Source organism: Candidatus Ulvibacter alkanivorans, assembly GCF_003333325.1.
Taxonomy (GTDB): domain Bacteria; phylum Bacteroidota; class Bacteroidia; order Flavobacteriales; family Flavobacteriaceae; genus Ulvibacter_A; species Ulvibacter_A alkanivorans.
Genome location: NZ_QOLC01000054.1, coordinates 42,356 through 66,395, shown reverse-complemented (window position 1 = coordinate 66,395; position 24,040 = coordinate 42,356). Strand labels below are relative to the sequence as shown.

General features: G+C 39.8%; 22 protein-coding genes. 20 read left to right on the top strand and 2 right to left on the bottom strand.

The annotated features are described in order from the left end of the window. The 7 genes from DWA30_RS04310 to DWA30_RS04280 all read left to right on the top strand — a co-directional run. On the top strand, positions 1-420 hold a 420-nt coding region (locus DWA30_RS04310; RefSeq protein WP_136073152.1), incomplete at its 5' end, for an OsmC family protein. 15 nt (positions 421-435) lie between these two features. Continuing rightward, positions 436-852 (top strand): RrF2 family transcriptional regulator, encoded by a 417-nt coding sequence (locus tag DWA30_RS04305; RefSeq protein ID WP_114491310.1) that lies wholly within the window; start codon positions 436-438, stop codon positions 850-852. Positions 853-890: 38 nt separating this feature from the next. Continuing rightward, on the top strand, positions 891-1,841 hold the full coding sequence (locus DWA30_RS04300) for a pyridoxal-phosphate dependent enzyme (RefSeq protein WP_114491309.1): 951 nt from the start codon (positions 891-893) through the stop codon (positions 1,839-1,841). 28 nt (positions 1,842-1,869) lie between these two features. Continuing rightward, entirely contained in the window at positions 1,870-2,964 is a 1,095-nt protein-coding gene (locus tag DWA30_RS04295) for an acyloxyacyl hydrolase (RefSeq protein ID WP_114491313.1), read from the top strand. A 4-nt stretch (positions 2,965-2,968) separates the two neighbouring features. Then, positions 2,969-3,718 (top strand): head GIN domain-containing protein, encoded by a 750-nt coding sequence (locus tag DWA30_RS04290; protein WP_114491308.1) that lies wholly within the window; start codon positions 2,969-2,971, stop codon positions 3,716-3,718. Between the two features lie 29 nt (positions 3,719-3,747). Further along, positions 3,748-4,857 (top strand): acyloxyacyl hydrolase, encoded by a 1,110-nt coding sequence (locus DWA30_RS04285; protein ID WP_114491307.1) that lies wholly within the window; start codon positions 3,748-3,750, stop codon positions 4,855-4,857. Positions 4,858-4,864: 7 nt separating this feature from the next. Further along, positions 4,865-5,623: a head GIN domain-containing protein gene (locus DWA30_RS04280; protein ID WP_114491306.1), complete on the top strand. Its 759-nt coding sequence runs from the start codon at positions 4,865-4,867 to the stop codon at positions 5,621-5,623. Here DWA30_RS04280 and gldA read toward each other — a convergent pair. Further along, the gene (gene gldA / locus DWA30_RS04275; RefSeq protein WP_114491305.1) at positions 5,610-6,509 is read right to left on the bottom strand and encodes a gliding motility-associated ABC transporter ATP-binding subunit GldA; all 900 of its coding nucleotides are present in this window, start codon (positions 6,507-6,509) and stop codon (positions 5,610-5,612) included. The genes DWA30_RS04280 and gldA overlap by 14 nt on opposite strands. 248 nt (positions 6,510-6,757) lie before the next feature. Between gldA and DWA30_RS04270 the strand changes: the two genes are divergently transcribed. The 10 genes from DWA30_RS04270 (at position 6,758) to rlmN (ending at position 19,192) form a co-directional block, all read left to right on the top strand. After that, positions 6,758-7,849, top strand: a complete 1,092-nt coding sequence (locus DWA30_RS04270) for a bifunctional 3-deoxy-7-phosphoheptulonate synthase/chorismate mutase type II (protein WP_114491304.1) — start codon at positions 6,758-6,760, stop codon at positions 7,847-7,849. Positions 7,850-7,928: 79 nt separating this feature from the next. Beyond that, positions 7,929-8,879 carry a ribosome small subunit-dependent GTPase A gene (gene rsgA, locus DWA30_RS04265; protein WP_114491303.1) on the top strand — a complete coding sequence of 317 codons (951 nt, stop codon included), beginning with the start codon at positions 7,929-7,931 and terminating at the stop codon, positions 8,877-8,879. After that, positions 8,876-9,328: a D-aminoacyl-tRNA deacylase gene (gene dtd, locus DWA30_RS04260; protein WP_114491302.1), complete on the top strand. Its 453-nt coding sequence runs from the start codon at positions 8,876-8,878 to the stop codon at positions 9,326-9,328. Before rsgA ends, dtd begins: the two co-directional genes overlap by 4 nt. A 51-nt stretch (positions 9,329-9,379) precedes the next feature. Beyond that, positions 9,380-11,278: a DUF3858 domain-containing protein gene (locus DWA30_RS04255; protein WP_114491301.1), complete on the top strand. Its 1,899-nt coding sequence runs from the start codon at positions 9,380-9,382 to the stop codon at positions 11,276-11,278. Next, the gene (locus tag DWA30_RS04250) at positions 11,275-13,302 is read left to right on the top strand and encodes a DUF3858 domain-containing protein (protein WP_114491300.1); all 2,028 of its coding nucleotides are present in this window, start codon (positions 11,275-11,277) and stop codon (positions 13,300-13,302) included. Before DWA30_RS04255 ends, DWA30_RS04250 begins: the two co-directional genes overlap by 4 nt. Before the next feature lie 4 nt (positions 13,303-13,306). After that, a complete protein-coding gene (locus DWA30_RS04245; protein ID WP_114491299.1) occupies positions 13,307-13,633 on the top strand; it encodes a nucleotide pyrophosphohydrolase in 327 nt (108 codons plus the stop codon). A gap of 238 nt (positions 13,634-13,871) precedes the next feature. Continuing rightward, complete coding sequence (locus DWA30_RS04235) at positions 13,872-15,104, top strand: 3-phosphoshikimate 1-carboxyvinyltransferase (RefSeq protein ID WP_114491297.1); 1,233 nt, start codon at positions 13,872-13,874, stop codon at positions 15,102-15,104. A gap of 82 nt (positions 15,105-15,186) precedes the next feature. Next, positions 15,187-16,236, top strand: coding sequence for a tRNA preQ1(34) S-adenosylmethionine ribosyltransferase-isomerase QueA (queA, locus tag DWA30_RS04230; protein ID WP_114491312.1), 1,050 nt, complete (start codon positions 15,187-15,189; stop codon positions 16,234-16,236). 131 nt (positions 16,237-16,367) lie between these two features. After that, complete coding sequence (locus tag DWA30_RS04225) at positions 16,368-18,035, top strand: T9SS type A sorting domain-containing protein (RefSeq protein WP_114491296.1); 1,668 nt, start codon at positions 16,368-16,370, stop codon at positions 18,033-18,035. Between the two features lie 116 nt (positions 18,036-18,151). After that, complete coding sequence (gene rlmN, locus DWA30_RS04220; protein WP_114491295.1) at positions 18,152-19,192, top strand: dual-specificity RNA methyltransferase RlmN; 1,041 nt, start codon at positions 18,152-18,154, stop codon at positions 19,190-19,192. A 50-nt stretch (positions 19,193-19,242) separates the two neighbouring features. Here rlmN and DWA30_RS04215 read toward each other — a convergent pair whose 3' ends face one another. Beyond that, positions 19,243-20,058: a T9SS type A sorting domain-containing protein gene (locus DWA30_RS04215; RefSeq protein ID WP_114491294.1), complete on the bottom strand. Its 816-nt coding sequence runs from the start codon at positions 20,056-20,058 to the stop codon at positions 19,243-19,245. 97 nt (positions 20,059-20,155) lie between these two features. On the opposite strand from DWA30_RS04215, the gene DWA30_RS13265 reads away from it, so the two are divergent. The 3 genes from DWA30_RS13265 to DWA30_RS04205 all read left to right on the top strand — a co-directional run bounded on the left by DWA30_RS13265 (position 20,156) and on the right by DWA30_RS04205 (position 23,920). Continuing rightward, the gene (locus DWA30_RS13265) at positions 20,156-20,311 is read left to right on the top strand and encodes a hypothetical protein (protein WP_168421730.1); all 156 of its coding nucleotides are present in this window, start codon (positions 20,156-20,158) and stop codon (positions 20,309-20,311) included. Next, positions 20,298-22,850: an alkaline phosphatase family protein gene (locus DWA30_RS04210; RefSeq protein ID WP_114491293.1), complete on the top strand. Its 2,553-nt coding sequence runs from the start codon at positions 20,298-20,300 to the stop codon at positions 22,848-22,850. Before DWA30_RS13265 ends, DWA30_RS04210 begins: the two co-directional genes overlap by 14 nt. Before the next feature lie 92 nt (positions 22,851-22,942). Then, on the top strand, positions 22,943-23,920 hold the full coding sequence (locus DWA30_RS04205; protein ID WP_114491292.1) for a polyprenyl synthetase family protein: 978 nt from the start codon (positions 22,943-22,945) through the stop codon (positions 23,918-23,920). Positions 23,921-24,040: the final 120 nt, after the last annotated feature.

Here is a 24,040-nt window from a genome sequence, read left to right as displayed (position 1 = left end):
AAAGTTACTGTAAATAGAAAGAAGGCTCCATTCCATTCTGAGGGTCAAGGAAAGTCGGGGATCACTGTTGCGATGGATAACGCCGAAAAGGGTGTTTCACAAGGTGCAAGCCCAATGGAATTATTACTAATGGGTGTTGCAGGATGTAGCGCGATCGATATCGTTATGATACTCGACAAACAACGACAAGAGATCACCGATTTTAGACTGGAAGTGGAAGGAATACGAAAGGAATACAAACAAGCCAAACCATTCGAAGCGATGCATGTTAATATTTTCCTAGAAGGAACAATTACCCCCGAAAAGGCAAAAAGAGCTGCGGCCTTGAGCTTTGAAAAATATTGTTCGGTATCCTTGACCTTGCAACCAAATGTAGCCATTACCTACGATATTACGCTCAATAATGAATTAATCGAATAACCGAAGTTTCGATCAATGTTATCTAGAAAGACAAAATACGGGCTAAAAGCGCTTACCTATTTGGCGAGAAACGAATCGGATAAACCGGTTCAGATCGCCGTGATCTCTCAGGCCGAAAATATTTCTCAAAAATTTCTAGAGAGCATTTTACTTACACTAAAAAAAGCCAAAATATTAGCGTCAAAAAAAGGAAAAGGTGGCGGATATTATTTATTAAAAAGTGCAGATAAGATATTGATCGCAGAAGTATATCGGGTGCTAGAGGGTCCTATTGCGATGGTTCCTTGTGTTAGCCTGAATTTTTACGAGAAGTGTGATGATTGCCCGGATGAAGCCTTATGCGCAGTACACAATTTAATGCTGAAAGTTCGGGATAATACGCTGTCTATATTTGAGAACACGACACTTGAAGATTTGCTATCCTTAGAATAAAACACTTTCAATAAAGTACGAACAACCAACCCTAATGTATGTCTTTTACGCTTCCACCTTTTAAAGTTGTTGACACAGCCGCTTCATTAGTTAACCCCTACGTTCATAGAACTCCGGTGGTAACCTCGACTGCTCTAAATGCTAAGGCCGAGACCTCAATATTCTTTAAATGTGAGAACTTTCAGAAAATGGGAGCGTTTAAAATGAGAGGAGCCATTCATGCGATCTTACAACTTTCCGAAGCAGAAAAACAAGCAGGAGTAGTAACCCACTCGTCTGGAAATTTTGCACAAGCTTTGTCTTTAGCAGCTCGTAATCTAGGCGTTCCTGCTTATATTGTTATGCCCGAAAATGCACCAACAGTAAAAAAAGAAGCAGTTAAAGGGTATGGAGGGATCATCACAATTTGCAAATCAACATTAGCTGCGCGCGAGGAGGCGGCAGTAAAGATACAGGACGAAACGGGCGCCACTTTTGTGCATCCGTCTAACGATCTTAATGTGATTTTAGGGCAAGGAACAGCTGCCGTAGAATTACTGCAAGACCATCCTAATCTAGATGTTATATTGACTCCTATTGGTGGTGGCGGACTTATTGCCGGAACGGCTTTGGCTGCACATTATCTGGGAAAGAATTGCACTACAATTGGCAGTGAACCAATAACGGCCGATGACGCCTATCGATCGCTTAAAAGTGGAACTATTCAAACAAACGATGAAGTAAATACGATTGCTGATGGACTTCGAACACAATTAGGAGATCAGAACTTTCCTATTATTAAACAATTGGTGTCAGAGATCATACGCGTAGAAGAATCGGAGATTATCGAGGCTACAAGATTGATCTGGGAACGCATGAAAATAATTGTGGAGCCTTCTTCGGCAGTTCCTTATGCGGCACTACTGGCAAAAAAGGGACGATTTCGAGATAAAAAAGTTGGTATCATCATTTCCGGTGGTAATGTCGATCTTCAAAATTTACCTTTTTAAACGAAGCAATATTACTTACTTTGCGCCCATGAAATTTATCTGCTGTTTGATACTTTTTTGTGTGTCTTTGAATGTGTGCTCTCAAGAAGATTTAGACGCACAATATTCGGTAGATGGAACTTATTTTTATGGTACACTGCTAAGACATAACAAGAATGTTACACATTTGGTGGTAGACCATCCTACGGGTATTATTCTAGGTTTTAATCGAAAAACTTTTGGAGAAGAGCGCTGGGAGCGCGAGTATAATTTTCCCGATTGGGGCGTAACTTTTGCATATCAAGATCTAAACAATGATATTCTTGGTACCGATTACGGACTCTATGCACACTATAATTTTTATTTTCTGAATCGAAACTTGCAATTGCGAATCGCCCAGGGAATTGCTTATACTACCAATCCGTTCGATCTAGATTCCAATTTTAAGAATGTTTCCTACGGAAGCAGGTTGTTGTCCAGCACTTTGTTTCTGCTTCAATACGATAAACCCGAAATTATAGATCGAGTAGGACTCAAAGCAGGTTTGGCTTTCGTTCACCATTCTAACGGGAATTTTAGAGCACCAAACTCCGGAACTAATGTACTAGCCTTAAACTTGGGATTGCAGTACGCCGTGGGGAATAGGATAGAACCTACAAGGATACAAGAAGCTGACACCTCATTTACGGAACCCATACGCTATAATTTCGTGCTGCGAGGAGGGGTGAACGAGAGTGACTTTTATAATTTGGGGCAGCACCCGTTCGTTGTGGCATCTGCTTATGCAGATAAACGGATCTCCTATAAGAACGTGTTACAATTTGGAGTCGATTTCTTTTATTCCACTTTTTTGGAAAAGGAAATAGCGTATGTTTCGACCGCATTTCCTTCCAGTAATTTAACCGGAGATGAAGATTTTAAGCGAATCGGGGTTTTTGTTGGCCATGAATTTCGTTTAGGGAACATCGGTTTGCTTAGCCAATTCGGATATTATGTTTATTACCCCTACGAATATGGAATGATCACTTACTTGCGAGCCGGGGCGTCCTATTATATTGACAAAAACTGGTTCGCAGCTGTGACCTTGAAATCACATGCTGCCAGTGCCGAAGCCATCGAATTTAGTATAGGATATCGATTATAGAATTATGAAGTATAAAATTGTAGTAGCGCTAGTTGTATTGTTTTCTTCTTGTAATTCGGAAGACGCCTGGGATTGCCTTCAAACTACCGGGCCGGTTGTGAGTCAGGAATTTGAGTTGGCTAATTTTGATAAGGTAAGCATCGAGAATGATATCACATTGATTGTGAAACAAGGGCCACAACAACTGCGTATTGAAACAGGTGAAAACCTATTACCTGATATTTCCGTAAGTCTGGATGGCGAGACCTTGCGTATTAAGAACAATAATAAATGCGAGTTCGTTCGTGAATATGAAACCACTACAGTGTATCTAACAGCACCAAATCTTACAGAAATTCGTAATAGTTCGTATCGAAATGTTCGAAGTGACGGAGTTTTGCAATATCCGGTGCTCTCGTTAGTAAGTAATACTACAGCCGGCCCGGAGGATGTTGCTAAAGGAGGAGATTTTATATTGGAAGTTGAATGTGAACAGTTCTTTGTCGCAGCCAATGGTCAAAGTCTCTTTGTCATTTCGGGTTTTTCAGAAAAAGCAACCATAGGTTTTGAAGATGAAATTCCACGCTTCGATGGAGCAGATTTTATTGTGAACGACCTAAACGTGTTCCAGCGAAGTGCAAATACAATGACTGTAAATCCGCAAGAACGCATTAGAGGTAAAATATATGGAACCGGTGATGTAATTTCGCTAAACAGACCGCCTATAGTCGACGTAGAGGAATTTTTCACAGGGCGATTAATATTTCAGGATTAGTGTATATTTACACGCTTGTAAAAAAGAAAATGAAGAATTTATTTTGCTTATTAATCATCGTGATTTCTTCACCTTACCTACTTGCGCAGCAGAATGAAGTGTATCCCTTTTCTATAGATGTGGATTATTTCTACGGAAGCATCCTTGAGCACAATCCAGATATTGCACACCTTATAACCGATCACCCCTCTGGAGTGATCGTTAGTTATAATCGAAAAACCTACGGCTTCAACGAATGGGAAGGGCGATATAATTATCCCGATTGGGGATTTACATTCGCATATCAAGATATGAAAAACCCATTTCTGGGGGAGAACTATTCGTTATACGGGCATTTCAATTGGTATTTTCTAAACAGAACCTTACGAATAGGCGTCGGGCAAGGAATAGCCTATACGACCAACCCGTACGATAAGGAAACCAATTTTATCAATAATGCCTACGGAAGTCATTTTTTAAGCTCTACCTTTTTAAAGGCAAACTATGTGCAAGAGAATTTTTACAAAGGGATAGGATTTCAAGTCGGATTTGGTGTCATCCACTACTCAAACGCAAACTTAAAAGCGCCCAACAACAGTACTAATACCTTCTATTTTAATGCCGGACTTAGTTATCAGTTCGATGCGATTAGTTTTCCCGGATATATTCCTAAAGATACATGGCCCAGCAAGCATCATGCGGAGCGCATTAAATATAACTTTGTGTTTCGAACGGGTGTAAATGAAGCGGATGTAAATGGTTTGGGGCAATTTCCATTCGTGGTGCTGTCTGCCTTCGCAGACAAACGAATTAATTATAAAAGTACTTTTCAGCTAGGGGTAGATGTTTTCTTTGCGGGTTTCTTAGAAGAATTGATCCGTTTTCGCTCTATTGCATTCCCGGCCGACGGTCTTAGTGGTGACGAAGATTATAGACGAATAGGGATCTTTGCAGGACATGAATTGCGGTTTAATAAAGTAGCCTTTGTGTCTCAAGTTGGATATTACGTATATTGGCCTTACGAATTTGAAAAAAGAGTGTACAATCGTCTCGGTTTAAAACGCTATTTGTTTAACGATAAAATATTTGTTTCCGCAACTGTAAAAGCACATTATGCCAAAGCAGAAGCAGTAGAGTTTGGTGTAGGAATTCGATTATAATTATAAGATGAGGAAAGTAATATACATAATTTGTTTAGTGGCCTTTTTAGGATGTGATTCTGAAAATGCCTGGGATTGCTTTCAAAAATCGGGTGAGATCATAGATCAAGAGTTTAATGTTGGCTCAGCGTATAAGACCATTCAGATATGGGAACGCGTACAACTCATTCTTATTAAAGGAGAAACCGAGCGTGTTGTGATACAGACCGGTGAGAATTTAATGAACGAGATACAGGTCAAGGTTGAAGACAGTATTTTAAAAGTGAGCGATCGCAACAGTTGCAATTACACTCGAGATTACGGTATCACAAAAGTTTTTGTTACCACCAACAAAAATATTCTCAAAATTAGAAATAGCTCAGGGCTCACTGTGGAGAACCGTGGAGAACTTCGCTTCGAAGAATTAGAATTGGTTTCAGAAGACCCGGATAATACCGATCTGTATCACCACGATGGTGATTTTAGGTTGGACAGCTTAAATGTTGGCCGACTTAAAATTCGTGCTAACGGCTTGTCTAATTTCTACTTGAACGGGAGAGCCGGTTTTGCAAATTTCAGGCTTTCCGACGGGGATAGCCGTATAGAAGCAGCAGATCTTACCATTGAAGGATTGTTCTTTTTTCATAGAGGAACCAACAAAATGATAGTGAATCCCGAAAACTCCATTCGAGGCACGATCTCAAGTATCGGTGATGTTATTAGTAAGAATAGACCGCCTATCGTTGAGGTAGAAGAGCTTTTCTCCGGGCGACTTATTTTTGAGTAGTCAATTCGGTAAACAACTTTTCGAGCGTCGTGTTTTTTTGATGTAACTGAAGGATCTTCAAACCGTTGTCATGGGCAAAATCAAACACCGTACTGCGCATATCATCATCAGTTTTAAAATGTAACAGGTATACAAATCCGATGCTATTCTCTACTTGGGTGATCTTCGGAAGTTGTTGCAAGGCAACTTCTTCAACACGGTAATCGAATTCAACCTCAATAATTTGATGAGTTGCATTGTTCAGCTCACTAATTTTTTTATCCAAGACGATCTCGCCTTTATTAATAATGATCACTCGATCACAAATTGCCTCAACCTCCTGCATAATATGCGTAGATAGCAATACCGTCTTCTCGGCTCCGGCCTTTTTAATGAGTTGCCTAATTTCGATTAACTGATTAGGGTCTAGTCCGGTAGTTGGTTCATCAAGAATCAACACTTCGGGATCATGGAGCAAGGCATTGGCGAGTCCTACGCGTTGCCTATAGCCCTTAGAGAGTTGCCCTATTTTTTTATGTGCTTCAGGAGAAAGTCCGGTTTCAGCGATAACAGTGTCGATTCTGCTTTTGGAGACGCCGTGTAATTCGGCATTAAATTGTAAATACTCACGTACATACATGTCGAGATACAAGGGATTGTGTTCGGCTAAATATCCAACACTCTCTTGCACTTTTTGATCTGCTTCGGAAACAGTAAAGCCATTTACTACGGCTTTTCCTTCGGAAGCTTCTAAATATGTTGTTAGAATTTTCATCATCGTAGATTTACCGGCACCATTCGGGCCGAGAAACCCTACGATCTCGCCTTTTTCAATTGTAAAAGAAATGGCATTCAAAGCTTTTTGCTCGCCATATTCTTTGGTAATATTTTTTACGTGTATCGACATAGTTTCAGAAAAACAAAGCTACATAATTATTAATGGTTCCAGACTACCAATCAATTGTAAAAATTTACTTAAAAGGTTTTCAGTAAATAAATTATTAGCTACTTTAGCCAACGTGAAAATAAGAAGTACACAATTACAATCAAATTTGTGGTGGCACCATGTTACAAACTGCCGCTAAACGAGATTATTGTGTTTTATGATATATAAAGAAGAGTCTCGTTATGAGGCTCTTTTTATTTTTATACCCTATGAAGAATACCAAACAATTACGAAGCTGGTTAGATGACTTTGGGCTAGATCACCCACTGGTCATCGCCGGTCCTTGTAGTGCAGAAACAGAGGAGCAAGTACTAAAGATTGCACATCAACTTAAAGAAACCGATACGACCGTATTGCGTGCGGGCATCTGGAAACCAAGAACCCGTCCCGGAAATTTTGAAGGGGTTGGCGCATTAGGCTTAAAATGGTTGCAAAAAGCAAAGGAGGAAACAGGCTTGCTTATCACCACCGAAGTAGCCAATGCCAATCACGTAGATCTTGCCTTAAAGCACGATGTCGATATTCTTTGGGTGGGTGCTCGAACTACTGTGTCGCCATTTATAGTGCAAGAAATAGCCGATGCCTTAAAAGGTACCGATAAGATCGTACTGATAAAAAACCCGGTAAACCCCGACTTGCCTTTGTGGTTAGGTGCCGTAGAGCGTTTTTATGAAGCTGGTGTTAAGAACTTGGGTGTGATCCATCGTGGATTTTCAACCTACGAAAAAACACGGTATCGCAATAATCCCGAATGGCAAATTCCTATCGATCTCCAAAATAGCTTCCCGGACCTGCCGCTACTGTTAGATCCTTCTCACATTGCAGGCAGACGCGACATTATTTTTGACCTTTGTCAAACAGCACTGGATCTAAATTACGATGGGTTGATGATAGAAACGCATCATGATCCCGAAAACGCATGGAGCGATGCCAAGCAACAAATTACCCCTAAAACCTTAGATCAAATTACGATCGATCTTCGTATTCGAAAAGAAGAAGGAGATGCGGTAGAGTTTAAGAACCGACTCAATACACTGCGAACGCAGATCGATGTGATCGATAATAAGATCGTGGAGATGATGGGTAAACGAATGAAAATAGCAGATAATATAGGACTGTTGAAGAAAGAGAACAACGTTGCTATTCTACAAGTAAAACGATGGAATGAAGTCTTGGGGCGTATGATCTTGGAAGGAGAACAGAACGGGTTGAGCGAAGAGTTTGTATTGAGAATGTATAAGGCCATCCACCAAGAATCGATCAACCACCAAAAGAAAGTAATTGACGGCTCGTTAGATTAATTGATAGCGCTGTTGAAAGTTAAATTAAGATGTTTTATCTTTAAATTTAGATTTTTGAATCGATGAAAAATAGTTGTTTTTGAAAGGTGTCGTCTACAAATCGACAGGAAGTTGGTACACGGTAAAGTCCGAAAACGGTACTTTTTATGAATGCCGAATCAAAGGAAAGTTTCGTATAGGAGGTATAAAAAGCACCAATCCAATCGCAGTGGGAGATCGTGTTCGCTTCGATGTGGAAACCAAAGGTGACGAGACCATAGGCATTATCCACACCATAGAGGAGCGAGAGAATTATATTATTCGCAAGTCGGTGAATCTTTCAAAACAAACCCATATTATTGCTTCTAACATCGACAAGGCTTTCTTGCTGGTCACGCTCAACAATCCACCTACTTTCACCACTTTTATAGACCGTTTTTTAGTGACGGCCGAGGCTTACGATATCGAAGCCATACTATTGTTCAATAAGGTAGACACTTATTCCGAAGAAGAACGGTTAGAAATTAAATATCTCGCCCATTTGTACCGAACTATTGGGTATACGTGTATTGGTATTTCGGCCAAAACCGGGAAGAATATAGAAAAAGTAAAAGCCCTTATGACCCATCAAACCAGTATGTTCTCCGGCCATAGTGGAACCGGTAAATCTACACTAATAAATGCGTTGGAGCCCGGTCTTGATTTGAAGACATCAGAAATTTCAGAACAACACTTGCAGGGGCAACATACCACGACCTTTGCCGAAATGTTCGATCTCTCTTTCGATGCGCAAATAATTGATACTCCAGGAATTCGAGGTTTTGGATTGGTAGAAATGGATCGTGAAGAAGTTGGGGATTATTTTCCGGAGTTCTTTGAGTTGAAATCGGAGTGTAAATTTAATAATTGTTTACATTTAGAAGAACCGCAGTGTGCTGTAAAAGAAGCGTTGGAAGCCGATGAGATTGCGTGGTCTCGTTACAAAAGTTATCTTCAGATCTTGGAAGGAGAAGAAGAAAATTATAGAAAAGACATTTATTCAAGTTCATGAGAGTATTATTACAACGTGTTAAGGAAGCTTCAGTACGTGTGGAATCAAAGAAAGTAGCAGCGATTCAACACGGATTTCTTATACTGCTGGGGATTGAACATGAGGATAGTCAAGAAGACATTGATTGGTTATGCGGAAAAATTGCTCGCATACGGGTTTTTTCCGACGAACATCAGGCAATGAACAATTCGATCATCGATGTTAATGGTGATTGTATCGTGGTAAGTCAGTTTACCTTGCATGCTTCTACAAAAAAAGGGAATCGACCGTCATTTATTAAAGCGGCCAGACCCGAAATTGCCATTCCATTGTATGAGTCATTTGTGAAACAGCTTGAAAGTGAATTAGATAGAAAGGTGGGTACAGGGGTTTTTGGTGCAATGATGGATGTACACTTGGTTAACGACGGACCCGTTACTATTCAAATGGATTCAAAAAATAGAGAATAAAATTTTTTATTCTTCCATTTGAATTTTTATATTGCCTCGGGAGAATACTTTATGATTAGACTTTTTTTTCTACTTTTTTTTAGTAGTATTTCGGTAGTAGGGCAAACAGATTATTCTATACGATCGATACCGCCCGAACTTTTAAAAAATGTAAACAGCGTCTTGGTCGACGAGGAGGTTTTAATAGATCTCACCAAAGACGATCGCAAGATTTTTACAACCAAAACTGCAATTGCGGTCCTAAACGCTAATGGCGATTCTAGAGCACAACCCGTTGCTTACTACAACAATAATAAACGGATAAAACATATTGAAGCTACTGTTTACGATGCAGCAGGTAAAGAAATAGAACGTTTTAAAAAACGTGATTTTAACGATGTAAGTGCGACCGACGGAACCTTATATAGCGATTTTCGTGCGGTCTATCTGGATTATACCCCGACCACCTACCCGTACACAATGGTATTTGAATGTGAGACCGAAAGTGCCGATACCGCTTTTATTGAAGCTTGGTATCCTGTTGGAGGCTATGTAACTTCAACCTTAAAAAGTGAATTTACGGTAGCTTATAATCCTTTAAATAAGCCAAAATATCTTACTCAACAATTAGACGGTTATAACATTAGTATTACCGAAACACCAACCGAGATCGTATGTGTGGCCGAAAACATTGCAGGGATCAAATATGAAGAGCATGCGCCGCCTTTTCAAGCGTTGGCGCCAAAAGTATCTTTTGCATTAAATAAGTTCTATTTAAAAGGTACTAAAGGCTTCGGAAAGGATTGGAACGAATTTGGTCGTTGGATGAACTCACAATTATTAACAGGTGTAAGTGAATTGCCACCTGCGACCATCGCAGAAGTGAAAGGCTTGGTTCAAAACGAAACGACGAATGAAGGAAAAGCTCGCAAGATATATCAATACCTGCAAGATAAGGTGCGATACATTAGCGTTCAAATTGGAATTGGTGGTTGGAAGCCAATGCCCGCATCTGATGTCGATAAATTGAGCTACGGCGATTGTAAGGCTTTGACCAATTATACAAAAGCACTATTAGACGTGGTAGGGGTGCCTTCTTACTATACGGTCTTGTACTCCGGGTCGGATGAGGAAGATATTATTGAAGACTTCACTTCCATGCAGGGCAATCATGCTATTTTAGGAGTTCCAAATGGTGATGACATTACATGGTTAGAATGTACAAGTCAGGATTTGCCTTTTGGGTTTATAGGTAGTTCTAACGATGATCGCGATGTGCTAATTATCACACCCGAAGGAGGAAAGATCGTGCAGACCACTGCCTATGATGTAGAAGAGAACTTGCAACACACAACGGCTGAAGTAAACTTAAACAATGATGGGGGGTTAACAGCTAATTTTAATAGCGTTTCTGAAGGATTGCAATACGGTTGGAAATATGCTATAGAAAATAAGACAGCGCGCGAGCAAGAAAAATATTACAAGAATCGATGGGATTACATCAATGGCATTTCCTTTACTATTCGAGGCTTAGAGAATGATCGACTTGCTATAAAATTTACTGAAAAACTAGATATTGAGATCCCGAACTACGCTTCAAAAGTAGGAGAGGAGCTGCTGGTGCAATTAAACGTTTTTAATCAGTCGCAATACATTCCGCCAAGAATTAGCGATAGAAAACAGCAAGTCCATATTGATGAATCATATAAAGATGTGGATGTATATACCATAAACTTACCTTCAGAATATACCCTCGACGGCCTTCCCGAAGATAAGGTTGTAGAATCCGATTTTGGAACCTACCAAATAACCTTCAGAAAAGAAAATGAAGATACCATAATATATACGCGCGATATTCAAATAAATAAAGGGGTGTATCCGGCCGAAGCCTATAAAAAATACAGGTCGTTTAGACGAAGCATCGCCAAACTCGATAAAACAAAAATTCTATTAAAACCACAAGCTAAATGAAAATAGCCATACAACCATCGAAAGTAATTTTAGTGCTAACAGCCTTATTTATGGCTCAGTATTCTTTTTCACAGGATTATCGATTTGGAAAAGTTTCAAAAGAAGAAGTGCAACAAAAGGTGCATCCAACAGATTCAAGTGCAAATGCTGCAATCTTATATCGCGAGATGATTACCGAGTTTGATTACAATCAAACCGAGGGCTTCTATATTACCACCGAAGTTTTTGAACGTGTAAAGATCTACAATAAGGAAGGCTTCGATTGGGCTACGAAAAATGTGAATTTGTATCAAGGAAGTGGTGGCGCTAAGGAAGAGATCTCCAATCTAAAAGGGTATACCTACTATTTAGAGGATGGAAAAGTAAAGGACCAACGCTTAAAGAACGACGGTATCTTTGAAGAGGAGATGAGTAAGTTCTATGAGCAAACACGCTTTACCATGCCAAATCTTTCCGAAGGCTGTGTTATCGAATATCGCTATATGATAAAGTCTCCGTATGTGAGTAATATCGATGCGTATCGTTTTCAAGAAAGAATTCCTATCGAAAAGGTAAGTTTAAAGTTTACTGCCCCGGAGTACCTAAACTATAAAACGCATCAAAAAGGGTGGATCCCGTTTTCTATTGCAACCGATGGGAACGAACGTAGAATGAGTTTTAGAACGACACGGCAACCAAGAAGAGGTGAAGCCATTCCGGTTTCAGAAACGGCAGAGGTGACCTATAGACAAAATATTTACAAAGTAGATATTGAAGATGTACCGGCACTTAAACAAGAAGCGTTCGCAGGAAATATTGATAATTATGCTTCCTCGTTAAAATTTGAATTGGCCTACACAGACTATCCGGGTTCTACCATCACTACCTATTCAACGACTTGGGATGCAGTTTCTAAATCTATATACGATTCACAAGGCTTTGGTGCAGAGCTGGACAGGTCCAATTACTTCGATAAAGATATTGATGCGTTGCTTGCCGGTGTGACCAATGAGGACGAAAAGATGTTCCGTATCTTCGATTATGTAAAGAAAAAGATGAATTGGAACGGTTTCTTTGGTTATTATGCAGACGAAGGAACCAAAGACGCATATAAGAGTGGTGCCGGTAATATTGCCGATATTAATTTAATGCTTGTCGCTATGTTGCGATACGCCGGATTAAATGCAAATCCGATCTTGGTGAGTTCCAAATCGAATGGTATTCCGCTGTTTCCAACCAGAAATGGTTTTAATTATGTAATTGCAGGTGTCGAAAAGAATAATACTGTAATATTATTAGATGCTACCAATAAAAAAGGAAATATAAATATACTTGAGCCGGAGATCTTGAATTGGCAAGGACGTATGGTTCGCCCTAATGGAAGTTCGACATGGGTGTCTTTGTACCCGTCGGTACACGCCACGGAAAGCGCCATGATCAACGTCGACCTACACGATGACCTTAGTGCAAATGGTACCTTTAAAAGTAGGTATACCGGGCATTATGCCTTATCTTTCAGAAATAAGTTTACTGATGTTAATAAAGAGGAAACGCAAAAACTTTTAGAGAAGGACAAAGCTGAAGTAGAAATTAGTGCGATCGAATTCGAAAATCTAAAGAACGATTACGAACCGCTTAAGTTAACCTACGATTTCGAATCCTTTGATGCAGTTGAGGAAGTAGGAGGAAAGTTGTATTTTTCACCAATGATGTTTTTGGCGATTCAAGAGAATCCGTTTAAATTAGAACAGCGACAGTATCCTATCGATTTTAGTTTCCCTTTAAAAGATCGATATTTGATCTCGATCACTATCCCGGAAGGGTATCAAGTAGAGTCACTTCCCGAGGATATTGCCTTTGGTCTAGGACAAGATGCCGGAGAATTTAGATATGTGATTTCAAATACCGGAAATAAAATTCAACTTTCAGTAGAATTTGCGATAAATCAGCCGTTTCTGTCGGCAGAATTCTATCCAAACCTTAAAAAATTCTACCAATTATTGATCGAAAAAGAAACAGAGAAAGTAGTACTCACAAAAGCTTAGCACGATGGATTTAAAAGACGCACAATTAGCAGTAGATAACTGGATCAAGGAACACGGAGTGCGTTATTTTAATGAGCTAACCAATATGGCGCAGCTAACAGAGGAAGTTGGTGAGGTCGCACGTATAATTGCTCGCCGTTATGGTGAACAAAGTGAGAAAGAAAGTGATAAGCACAAAGACCTTGGCGAAGAACTAGCCGATGTGGTCTTTGTCGTTCTCTGCCTGGCCAATCAAACCAATGTCGACCTGCAAAAAGCTTTTAATGACAAACTAGCGACAAAGACCAAACGAGATCACGACCGGCATCACAGCAACCAAAAACTTAAATAATGTTTAAACGTGTTGTAAATCATAAAGGGTTTTGGCGCTCGGTACTAGTTTTGTCTGTAGGCTATGTTATCATCTTATTGCTTGTGCAATGGGTAGGTGCCAATTTTTCGGCAGACTTTATCTATCACTATTCTGCGTCCACCGTTCTAATGTTAATCGGCGCAGCATTTTTTTGTGGTTTTATGGTTAGCTACGGAAAGTTTTGGGGAAAACTTAAAAGTGAAGACTACAAGGGCAAATGATAGCGTCACTTTCATATGTCCCAAAAGGAACACGATCGGTACCACTGAAAATATCCGGTTCAAAGAGTGAGTCTAACCGACTGCTTATTTTGCAAGCATATTACCCTACCATCTCCATCGACAACTTGTCTGGCAGTGACGATACGCAATATTTGAAAAAAGCACTGCGATCTAAGGCATCCACAATAGATATTCATCATGCAGGTACTGCAATGCGCTTTTTAACAGCCTATTTTGCAGCCATGCCGGAAAGGCACGTTCTATTAACAGGCAGTGAACGTATGCAACAACGCCCCATTAAAATTTTGGTCGATGCATTGCGTGATCTAGGTGCCGTTATAGAATACACGAACAAAGATGGGTACCCGCCCTTACAAATTAAAGGTACGACATTGCTAAAGGACAAGGTGCGACTATCTGCCACGGTTAGTAGTCAGTATATTTCGGCATTACTCCTAATAGCACCTTCTTTGCCCAATGGACTAACCATTGTATTAGACGGGACCATCACTTCTGCACCTTATTTAAAAATGACCCTTTCGCTTTTAGAAGAAATTGGTGCGCAGTATACATTCTTAGAGAACACCATTACTGTGCGACCCCTAAAAGCTGCTATCGCTAAAAAACATGTGGTAGAGTCGGATTGGAGCTCGGCTTCTTATTTCTACAGTTTGGTCGCATTAGATGAACAATTAACCGTAACCCTTCAGAGTTATCGAAAAAATAGTCTGCAAGGTGATATGGCATTAGCGACTATCTACCGGCAGTTGGGCGTAAAGACCACCTTTAACCCTTCCGAAGACAGCATTACACTTACGCATCAATCGATTCCGCATGGTAGCACTCTTGAACTTAATTTGTCGGATACGCCGGATATAGCACAAACGATAGCGGTAAGCTGTTTTGCAAAGCAGCTTGGGTGTAAATTAACGGGGCTACATACCTTGAAGATTAAAGAAACCGATCGACTTCTGGCATTAAAGGTCGAGTTAGAGAAATTAGGAGCCAAAGTAACGATTACCGATAATTCACTTACGATGGAAGCTTCCGAAGCAATTAATAAAGACATACAGATCGCCACCTATAACGATCATCGAATGGCCATGGCTTTTGCACCCTTAGCGAGTAAGGTTCCAATTACGATTCAAGATGCGAAAGTGGTGACAAAATCCTATCCCGATTTCTGGAAAGACCTTGAAAGGGTAGGGATTTCGGTACAATTAAAATAATAAATAGGCATTTACTTGACAACCGCTATGTTGAGGTTGTATATTTGCCACTTTTTAAAGTAAATACGCGCGTACTATGGGAATGAAACTTTCAAATTTCAATTTTGACTTACCAGAAGAATTACTAGCAGACTATCCGGCTGTAAACAGAGATGAGGCTCGATTAATGGTCTTAAATCGAAAAGAGAAGACCTTTGAGCATAAAATGTTTAAAGATTTGATCGATTATTTCGATGAAGACGATGTGCTGGTGTTAAATAACACTAAGGTTTTTCCGGCTCGTTTGTTTGGAAACAAAGAGAAGACAGGTGCGCGAATTGAAGTATTCTTATTGCGTGAGCTAAATCCGGAAACAAGACTTTGGGACGTACTCGTAGATCCTGCTAGAAAAATTAGAATTGGAAACAAACTGTATTTTGGAGAAGATGAATCTCTAGTAGCCGAAGTGATCGATAATACGACCTCTAGAGGTAGAACGTTACGATTCCTTTTCGACGGATCTTACGAAGAATTTAGAGCAAAATTAACCGAATTGGGTGAAACACCTCTTCCTAAATATATTAAGCGTGATGTAGAACCTGAAGATGCCGAGCGCTACCAAACTATCTTTGCGAAACAAGAAGGTGCCGTAGCGGCTCCAACTGCAGGACTGCACTTCTCTAAGCATTTGCTAAAGCGGTTAGAGATCAAAGGAATTAATTTTGCCGAGGTTACCTTGCACGTAGGACTTGGGACCTTTAGTCCGGTAGAGGTAGAGGATCTGTCCAAACACAAGATGGATTCTGAAGAAATGATCATCAACGAACAAGCAGCTCGTACAATTAATAAGGGATTAAAAGACAAGCGCAGAATTTGTGCCGTTGGAACTACCGCCATGCGAGCGCTCGAAAGTTCTGTTTCATCGAACAGCACGTTGAACGCCTATTCCGGATGGACGAATAAATTTATTTTTCCACCCTACGATTTTAGTATCGCAAATGCAATGGTTACAAATTTTCATACACCAAAATCTACGCTGTTAATGATGGTGTCGGCTTTTGCAGGACATGAGTTTATAAAAGAGGCCTACGCCGAAGCAGTTAAAGAAAAGTATCGTTTTTATACCTATGGCGATGCCATGTTGATCATTTAATTTGTCAACATTCGATATACATTAAAATCCTGATCTCCGATCAGGATTTTTTTTTGTAACCTTTTGGTTTTCAATTGTGAGAATAATAATGTATTTTAGTAAGTCATTAGGTGTACAATTGTATAAGGCGAATGAAAAGAACACTACGTTTACTATTCTTACTTTTGTTTTTTGTCTCAATTTCTGAAGCTCAAGAAAATGAAGATATGCTATTGCCTTTTAGCTGGACGCATTCTGTAGAAATGCGAACACCACCTATCGAGCTTCCTCCAATAAACATTGAAGCCTTACAAGCAGAAGATCAAATCAACGACCGCGATAAAAGCCTTCCTTGGCGCTACGGAGTAAAACGCGAATTACAAATAGATCTGTTAGAAAATGCAATTTGGACGATCTTGCCAAATGGAGATAGATTATTGCAGGTAGCGATCTATTCGCCTAATGCCGTAAATCTAAGTCTTAATTTCGATAACTTTTTTATCCCTAAAGGGGGACGAATGCATCTTTTTAACGAAACGCAAACCGATGTGTCTCGCGCTTTTACCAACGATCAGAACAGATCAAGTAATGTGCTGGGGTCATGGTTTATTACCGGTGAAGTGATTATCGTTGAATATTATGAGCCTGCCTATGTAAGCGATGAAGTGAGATTGTCGATAGAGAGTGTTATTCATGGCTACCGAATGGGTGCAGTAGAACGATATGCCGAGGGCATGATGCGTGGATTGAACGATTCCGGTTCCTGCAATTACGATGTAAACTGTTCCGTTGGTGAAGATTTCGACACAAAGAAAGATATTTTGAAAAAATCGGTTGCTCTGTTGAATTTAGGTAATGGATATTTATGCTCTGCATCATTATTAAATAATTCGGTTGGAGACAAAACGCCTTATTTGTTAAGTGGTAATCACTGTTTAGACAATAGTGACCCTGCCTTGTGGTCGGTTCGTTTCAACTGGATGAGCCCGAATCCCGTATGCGCCACAGAAGAGGAGAGCGATGATCTGCAAACCAATTTTACCATGAGCGGGACCGTGCTAAGAGCAAACAACGAACTAAGCGATTTTGCACTAGTAGAACTGGTAAATCCAATACCCGATTCGTGGGATATAACCTTTGCCGGTTGGGATAGGACCGATACCGATCCAGAATATCAAGTGGGTATCCATCATCCAAATGGCGATATCATGAAGATCTGTCGAGATGATGATCCTGCCGTTAAGGAGAACGCCGGAGGCACCGAAGTTTGGCTTATTGGAGGCGTTTCGGCAGGAAATGGTGATGGTTGGGACCTAGGAACCACCGAAAGCGGGTCCTCCGGATCCCCATTGTTCGATCAAAACGGACGCATCATAGGGCAGTTATACGCCGGACAAGCATTCTGTGACGGTTTAGATGATAACGACGAGTATGATATTTATGGTAGATTTGCTGTGTCTTGGGATAGTGGGACAACGCCGGAATCACGTCTAAAAGATTGGCTTGATCCTAACAATTCTGGTATGGCAGTGACAGAAGCACTTCAGAATATATTAAGTACGCCCGATATAAATTATATTGGAAATTTAGAGATTTACCCGAATCCGGCGACCACAGAGATCTTTATAACAAATAATCGCTATCCGAATCTTAGCTATCGATTCTTTAATGTGATGGGGCAAGAATTAAAAGCCGGCTCTTTGTCGAACACGTATAATAGTATCTCGCTGGAAACTTTTGTTAAAGGAGTGTATTTTCTTCAGCTAACTGATGAGGACAGTGATGAGCACATTACTAAGAAGATATTGGTGAATAGGTAATCGTAGCGCCCAATTCTATTCCTTACACTATATTCCCGATACTTTGAATTGCTTCGGAAGCATTCTGCTTACCATTCTGCTGTATACCAAATCCTTTTACCTATTTTTGCAGTCTGATGCAAACACAGAAAAAAGACATACGAGCCCTTTCGAAAGAAGAACTGCGAGAGTTCTTTGTTAATATAGGTGATAAGGCCTTTCGTGGCGATCAAGTGTACGAATGGCTCTGGAAAAAAGGGATACATGATTTTGAAGGAATGACCAACCTTTCAAAGGAAACTCGTGCACAATTAGAATCACATTTTGTGATAAACCACATTCAAGTTGATAGTTTGCAAAAAAGCAATGATGGTACGATCAAAAATGCGGTCAAGTTACATGACGGTCTCATTGTAGAATCGGTGTTGATCCCAACTAAGAGCCGAACCACAGCCTGCGTGTCTTCTCAAGTAGGATGTAGTTTAGATTGCAAATTTTGTGCAACTGCCCGGCTAAAACGAATGCGAAACTTAAACCCTGATGAGATCTACGATCAAGTAGTTGCTATCGATAAAGAAAGCAGGCTCTATCATGACCGCCCATTATCAAATATCGTTTTTATGGGTATGGGAGAACCGTTAATGAATTACAAGAATGTGTTAGCATCTATCGATAAGATTACTAATGAAGAAGGGTTGGGGATGTCGCCCAAACGAATCACTGTATCGACCTCGGGCGTTCCCAAAATGATAAAAAAAATGGCTGACGATGAAGTTAAGTTTAAGTTGGCTGTTTCATTACATTCTGCGATTCAAGAGACACGTGAAACCATAATGCCATTCGCTAAGAATTTTACATTGCCTGCGCTACGAGAGTCATTAGAATATTGGTATGCCAAAACCAAAAGCAAGATCACCTATGAATACGTGGTTTGGAAGGGCATTAACGATAGAAAAGAAGATATTGAAGCCTTGGTGCAATTCTGCAAATATGTGCCTTGTAAGGTCAATTTAATTGAATACAATCCTATCGATGATGGAGATTTTCAACAAGCCGAAGATGATGCGGTCGATAATTATATAAGCCGCTTAGAAGCGAATAGGATCCCGGTCACGGTACGAAGAAGTCGAGGCAAGGATATTGATGCTGCCTGTGGGCAGCTCGCAAATAAGCAATAAAAAAAAGCGACTCGATAGAGTCGCTTTTTGCTTTTAGAAATAAGCTATTTTTATTTCTTTACGATTTTGAATGACTTTGCAGTCCCTTCAATAGCAACAGTAGCGATATACACGCCCGACTTTAAGCTAGAAAGGTCAAGACTTTCATTTGTATTAGATAATTTCTGAGAAATTACTTGTTGTCCTAATACATTATGCATAACGATTTTTTCCATTGCTACGGGAGCAGATAGGTTCAATCTGTTAGCGTTGTCCACAAAGTATTCGAATCCTTCAAATACTTGATCGTCTACACCTAATTGTCCATCACCGGCAGCGATAGCAGTATCTGGAGTAGCGTCAAATGCAAAATCTTTAACAGTAATTAAGTTCGATCCGTTAACATCTGTGTCCATACGAACCCAACCGTAGTGAGTGTTTCCGTTAAACTGGAAAGTAACTCCTAGGTAACCGTCTACAACAGTATTACACCACTGGCTATTAGAGTATGCACATCCGTAGTAGTTCAAGTCACCACGTTCTCCAACTGAAGTATATCCAGCACCTGCATCGATCACATCACCGGCTGCTAAAAGTGAAGGGTATTGGAATCCACCTGATGCAAATCCAACAAAGGCTCCTCCTGAACTTGGAAATACGATAGCTGCATTTCCACCAGCAAGACCATCAGGGTTACTAATAGTAAATTCTGTACCCATTGCTGTAAAGTCAACAATAAATTCATCACCTACATTCAGTACCTGGTCTGGATCAACATCTGTATAAACGACTTGACCGCTTGCATCGGCAACGCCTAGTGCTGCAGCAGAAAGTGCGCCATACTGTACTAGTCTTTTAGATAATTTTTTAGAAGTAATTTTTTTCATAATGAATAGGATTTAATGCAAAACTTTCGCAGTTTTACCGTGTTATTAGCTGTAAATATAAAAAACTATTCTAATAATTAAGGAAAAAAAGTTAATTATGAGTGAGAATAAAATTGAAAGAGAGCGTTTTGATCCCGATAAAGTGCCAGTTTTAGGGTCTCTAGGCGTATTGGCCTTAGGAGACATTGGGTTCGAGGCATGGAGAGCAGTAAAAAAGAAGAACAATATAAATTCAGTAGATGAAAAAGAATAAACTGTTATTAATAGGATGGGATGCTGCAGATTGGGATATTATTTGGCCGTTAATTGCTCAAGGCAAAATGCCAGCCTTAAAAAAAGTAATTGAAAATGGAGTGTATGGAAACATGAGTACGATGAATCCACCGTACTCCCCAATGCTTTGGACTACCGTTGCTACTGGAAAAACACCCGACAAACATGGAATTCTTGGGTTTATTGAAGTAACTCCCGATGCAAAGAACGTAAGGCCCGTAACCACGACCTCACGAAAAACAAGAGCCTTATGGAATATTTTTCATAATCAAGGAATGAAAAGTAATCTGGTTGGTTGGTGGCCAAGCTTTCCTGCTGAACCAATAAATGGTACGGTGATCTCAGACCGCTTTCAGAAGACACATAGAGATCCGAAAAAACAAACCCCAATGAGTGAATTTTCAATTCATCCTTGGGAAAAAAAGGACGACTTCAAGAATTTACGAATGTTTCCGTTCGAAATTACCGAAGCTCATTTATATCCGTTCGTTCCTCGAGCGCATGATGTAGATCAAGAAAATCATAAAGGGCTCACTGCAATTGCAAAAATTGTTTCTGAAAATACCTCACTACACAACGCTGCAACTCGTTTACTACGTACATCCGATTGGGATTTTATGGCGGTATATTACGACCTTATAGATCATTTCTGCCATAGTTTTATGAAATACCATCCGCCCAAATTACCGTCTGTGAATCAAGATAATTTCGACATCTTCAAGCATGCGGTCACCGGGGCCTATATATTTCAAGATATGATGTTAGAGCGAAAATTGAAATTGATCGATGACGATACTACTGTAATTATCATGTCGGACCATGGCTTTGAATCGGGAAATAAACGAATACTTGAAATGCCCAAGGTTCAAGCTGCGCCATCATTAGAACATCGGCAGTTTGGTATGTTCGTCGCATCAGGTCCAAACATCAAGAAAAATCAGAAGGTCTTCGGAATGGGATTAATAGATGTGGCACCTACTATCTTGCACCATTATGGTCTACCAATAGGAAAAGACATGGATGGTAAAGTAATCCTGGATATTTTTGAAGATCCTGGAACTCCTAAATACATTGAAAGTTGGGAAAATGAAAGGGGAGATTTTGCCGAATTAGACAGCAATCAAAAATCTGATGTACTGTCCGATGAAGAAACTATGCAACAGCTTATAGATTTAGGTTATGTTGAGAAATTAGACGAAAAATTTGAAGTAGCGATTAAAAAAACCCGAGTTGACCTAAAACATAACTTAGCTCGAGTGTATATGGGTAAAAAAGATTTTTCTCCTGCGAAGAAGTTATTGTTAGAGTTGTTGGAAGAGGAACCGCCTAACAAAGAGGAAGATCCGTTTGATCTGGCTCCATTTTACATGGATTTAATAACGATCGCGCTACAAGAAAAGGAATTTAAACTGGCTAAACAGTATTTAGACAAAGTTAGGGCTTCAAATACTGAAGTTAAATATAATTTAGATCTTGCCGAATCTCAAATCTTGTCGGAAATGGATAGGCCACGTGAAGCACTTGCGCTATTAGAAAAGTATCGAAAGAAAGAAGAAACTGGACAGGTTTTGTATCAAATAGGTAGGTTGAAATATCGTTTAGGTGACTTTGAAGAGGCTCGGGATTTGATTGACCTCGCAATTGAAAAAGAACCACAGAAAGCAAACTTTCATGCTACCATGGCCGAAACCCTTATTCAACTAAACGAATATGAAGAAGCTGCCGATTATGCCTTGACTAGTATCGAACTCGTAAAGTATTTTCCAAAAGCTCACTTTTTATTAGGGCAGGCACTAGAAGCTTTGGGGGATCTCGAAAACGCAAAATTGGCATTCGAAATGGCAACACGTTTAAAGCCGAAAGAATTTCATCAAGCTGAACACTCGCTAGAAAACGTAAAAGAAAAGATTGAATTAGAAATAGACCTGAAGGATAAAGCCAGCAACACATATCGCAAGAATCAAATTACGGTGGTTTCCGGTTTACCGCGATCAGGGACATCTTTAATGATGCAGATGTTAGATAAAGGTGGTGTGGATATTTTACAAGATGATAAAAGGGAGGCCGATATCTCGAATCCAAAAGGATATTATGAATACGAGCCGGTAATGTCGTTATATAAAGATAATTCTTGGTTGAAAAAAGGTCAAGACAAAGCTGTAAAGATCGTAGCACCGTTACTAAAATATTTAGATGCTAAACATCGCTACAAGATCATTTTTATGAAACGCGATCTAAACGAAGTAATTCAGTCGCAACAAAAAATGCTGGGCAAAAATGAAGAGGAATTTCCGGTAAAACTTTACAATCAGTTTCAAAAACTGTTAGCAAATGTTGGTGTCTGGAATAAAAAAGAGCCTGGGGTAGAAATCTTGTATGTAGATTATACAGAAGTCCTTGATGATCCCGAATCTCAATTAGATAGAATTGAAAAATTCTTAGGCGTTTCACTCGACAAAGAAAAAATGAAGGGCTGTATAGATAAATCACTTTATCGAAACAGAGCTACGGTTAAATAAGCTGTACCTACTTGTAAAGGAAGAAGCAAATGCATATTCATTTTGCTTCTTTCTTTATTTATAAAGGGTTTTAATTTATTTTTGAAACACCTATGAAGATCGTCTCGCAAATAAAAGAACCTATCGAGTTCGAAATGGATCTCTTTGAACGAAAGTTCTTGGTCTCGATGTCTTCCAAAGTCTCCTTACTCAATAGAATTACCCATTATGTAGTAAACCGAAAAGGAAAACAAATGCGCCCCATGTTTGTATTCCTTATCGCCAAAATGACGAACAATGGTGAAGTGAACGATCGCACCTATCGCGGTGCTTCAGTGATCGAGCTCATACATACGGCTACGCTGGTTCATGACGATGTCGTAGACGATAGCAATCGACGACGTGGTTTTTTTAGCATTAATGCCCTTTGGAAAAATAAGATCGCGGTGCTGGTAGGGGATTATCTGCTTTCAAAAGGCTTGCTACTCTCTATAGATAATAACGACTTCGATCTGTTAAAGATCATATCAGTGGCGGTACGTGAAATGAGCGAAGGCGAATTGCTTCAAATTGAAAAGGCGAGAAAACTCGATATAACCGAAGAAGTCTATTTTCAAATCATTCGTCAAAAAACAGCCACACTTATTGCCGCTTGTTGCGCAATGGGCGCTCAATCGGTCAATGCGCCTTCTAAAGAAGTACAGCACATGCGCGAATTTGGAGAACTCATCGGGATCGCTTTTCAAATTAAAGATGACCTGTTCGATTATGGCGAAGATAAAATTGGGAAACCAACCGGCATCGATATCAAAGAACAGAAGATGACCTTGCCACTTATTTACGCCTTGAATACTGCTTCAGAAAAAGAAAAACGCTGGTTGATCAATTCAGTAAAGAATCACAATCGCGATAAAACACGTGTACGAGAAGTGATCGCCTTTGTAAAAGATATTGGAGGCCTCGAATATGCTGTTTCTAAAATGAAAGAATACCAATCCAAAGCACTAGCCATCTTACAACAGTATCCCGAATCGCCATATAAAAGGTCTTTAGAACAAATGGTGAATTATGTGATCGATCGAAAAAAATAGGTAGCTCTGCTATTAACTCCAATTTTTTTTATCCTCAGGCAACTATTTTACTTTAGGTTGCGTCTATATATATAGAAGCCCTTGCGAAGCAATTGTTGTCGTAAGAAACTTTTAAAATCA

Coding starts and splice junctions, on each gene's coding strand:
- DWA30_RS04255 (WP_114491301.1), top strand. CDS start 9,380: ATGATTAGACTTTTTTTTCTACTTTTTTTTAGTAGTATTTCGGTAGTA.
- DWA30_RS13265 (WP_168421730.1), top strand. CDS start 20,156: ATGAGTGAGAATAAAATTGAAAGAGAGCGTTTTGATCCCGATAAAGTG.
- DWA30_RS04270 (WP_114491304.1), top strand. CDS start 6,758: ATGAAGAATACCAAACAATTACGAAGCTGGTTAGATGACTTTGGGCTA.
- rlmN (WP_114491295.1), top strand. CDS start 18,152: ATGCAAACACAGAAAAAAGACATACGAGCCCTTTCGAAAGAAGAACTG.
- DWA30_RS04205 (WP_114491292.1), top strand. CDS start 22,943: ATGAAGATCGTCTCGCAAATAAAAGAACCTATCGAGTTCGAAATGGAT.
- DWA30_RS04215 (WP_114491294.1), bottom strand. CDS start 20,058: ATGAAAAAAATTACTTCTAAAAAATTATCTAAAAGACTAGTACAGTAT.
- queA (WP_114491312.1), top strand. CDS start 15,187: ATGAAACTTTCAAATTTCAATTTTGACTTACCAGAAGAATTACTAGCA.
- gldA (WP_114491305.1), bottom strand. CDS start 6,509: ATGTCGATACACGTAAAAAATATTACCAAAGAATATGGCGAGCAAAAA.
- DWA30_RS04300 (WP_114491309.1), top strand. CDS start 891: ATGTCTTTTACGCTTCCACCTTTTAAAGTTGTTGACACAGCCGCTTCA.
- DWA30_RS04280 (WP_114491306.1), top strand. CDS start 4,865: ATGAGGAAAGTAATATACATAATTTGTTTAGTGGCCTTTTTAGGATGT.
- DWA30_RS04285 (WP_114491307.1), top strand. CDS start 3,748: ATGAAGAATTTATTTTGCTTATTAATCATCGTGATTTCTTCACCTTAC.
- DWA30_RS04245 (WP_114491299.1), top strand. CDS start 13,307: ATGGATTTAAAAGACGCACAATTAGCAGTAGATAACTGGATCAAGGAA.
- DWA30_RS04250 (WP_114491300.1), top strand. CDS start 11,275: ATGAAAATAGCCATACAACCATCGAAAGTAATTTTAGTGCTAACAGCC.
- DWA30_RS04210 (WP_114491293.1), top strand. CDS start 20,298: ATGAAAAAGAATAAACTGTTATTAATAGGATGGGATGCTGCAGATTGG.
- dtd (WP_114491302.1), top strand. CDS start 8,876: ATGAGAGTATTATTACAACGTGTTAAGGAAGCTTCAGTACGTGTGGAA.
- DWA30_RS04305 (WP_114491310.1), top strand. CDS start 436: ATGTTATCTAGAAAGACAAAATACGGGCTAAAAGCGCTTACCTATTTG.
- DWA30_RS04295 (WP_114491313.1), top strand. CDS start 1,870: ATGAAATTTATCTGCTGTTTGATACTTTTTTGTGTGTCTTTGAATGTG.
- DWA30_RS04235 (WP_114491297.1), top strand. CDS start 13,872: ATGATAGCGTCACTTTCATATGTCCCAAAAGGAACACGATCGGTACCA.
- DWA30_RS04290 (WP_114491308.1), top strand. CDS start 2,969: ATGAAGTATAAAATTGTAGTAGCGCTAGTTGTATTGTTTTCTTCTTGT.
- DWA30_RS04225 (WP_114491296.1), top strand. CDS start 16,368: ATGAAAAGAACACTACGTTTACTATTCTTACTTTTGTTTTTTGTCTCA.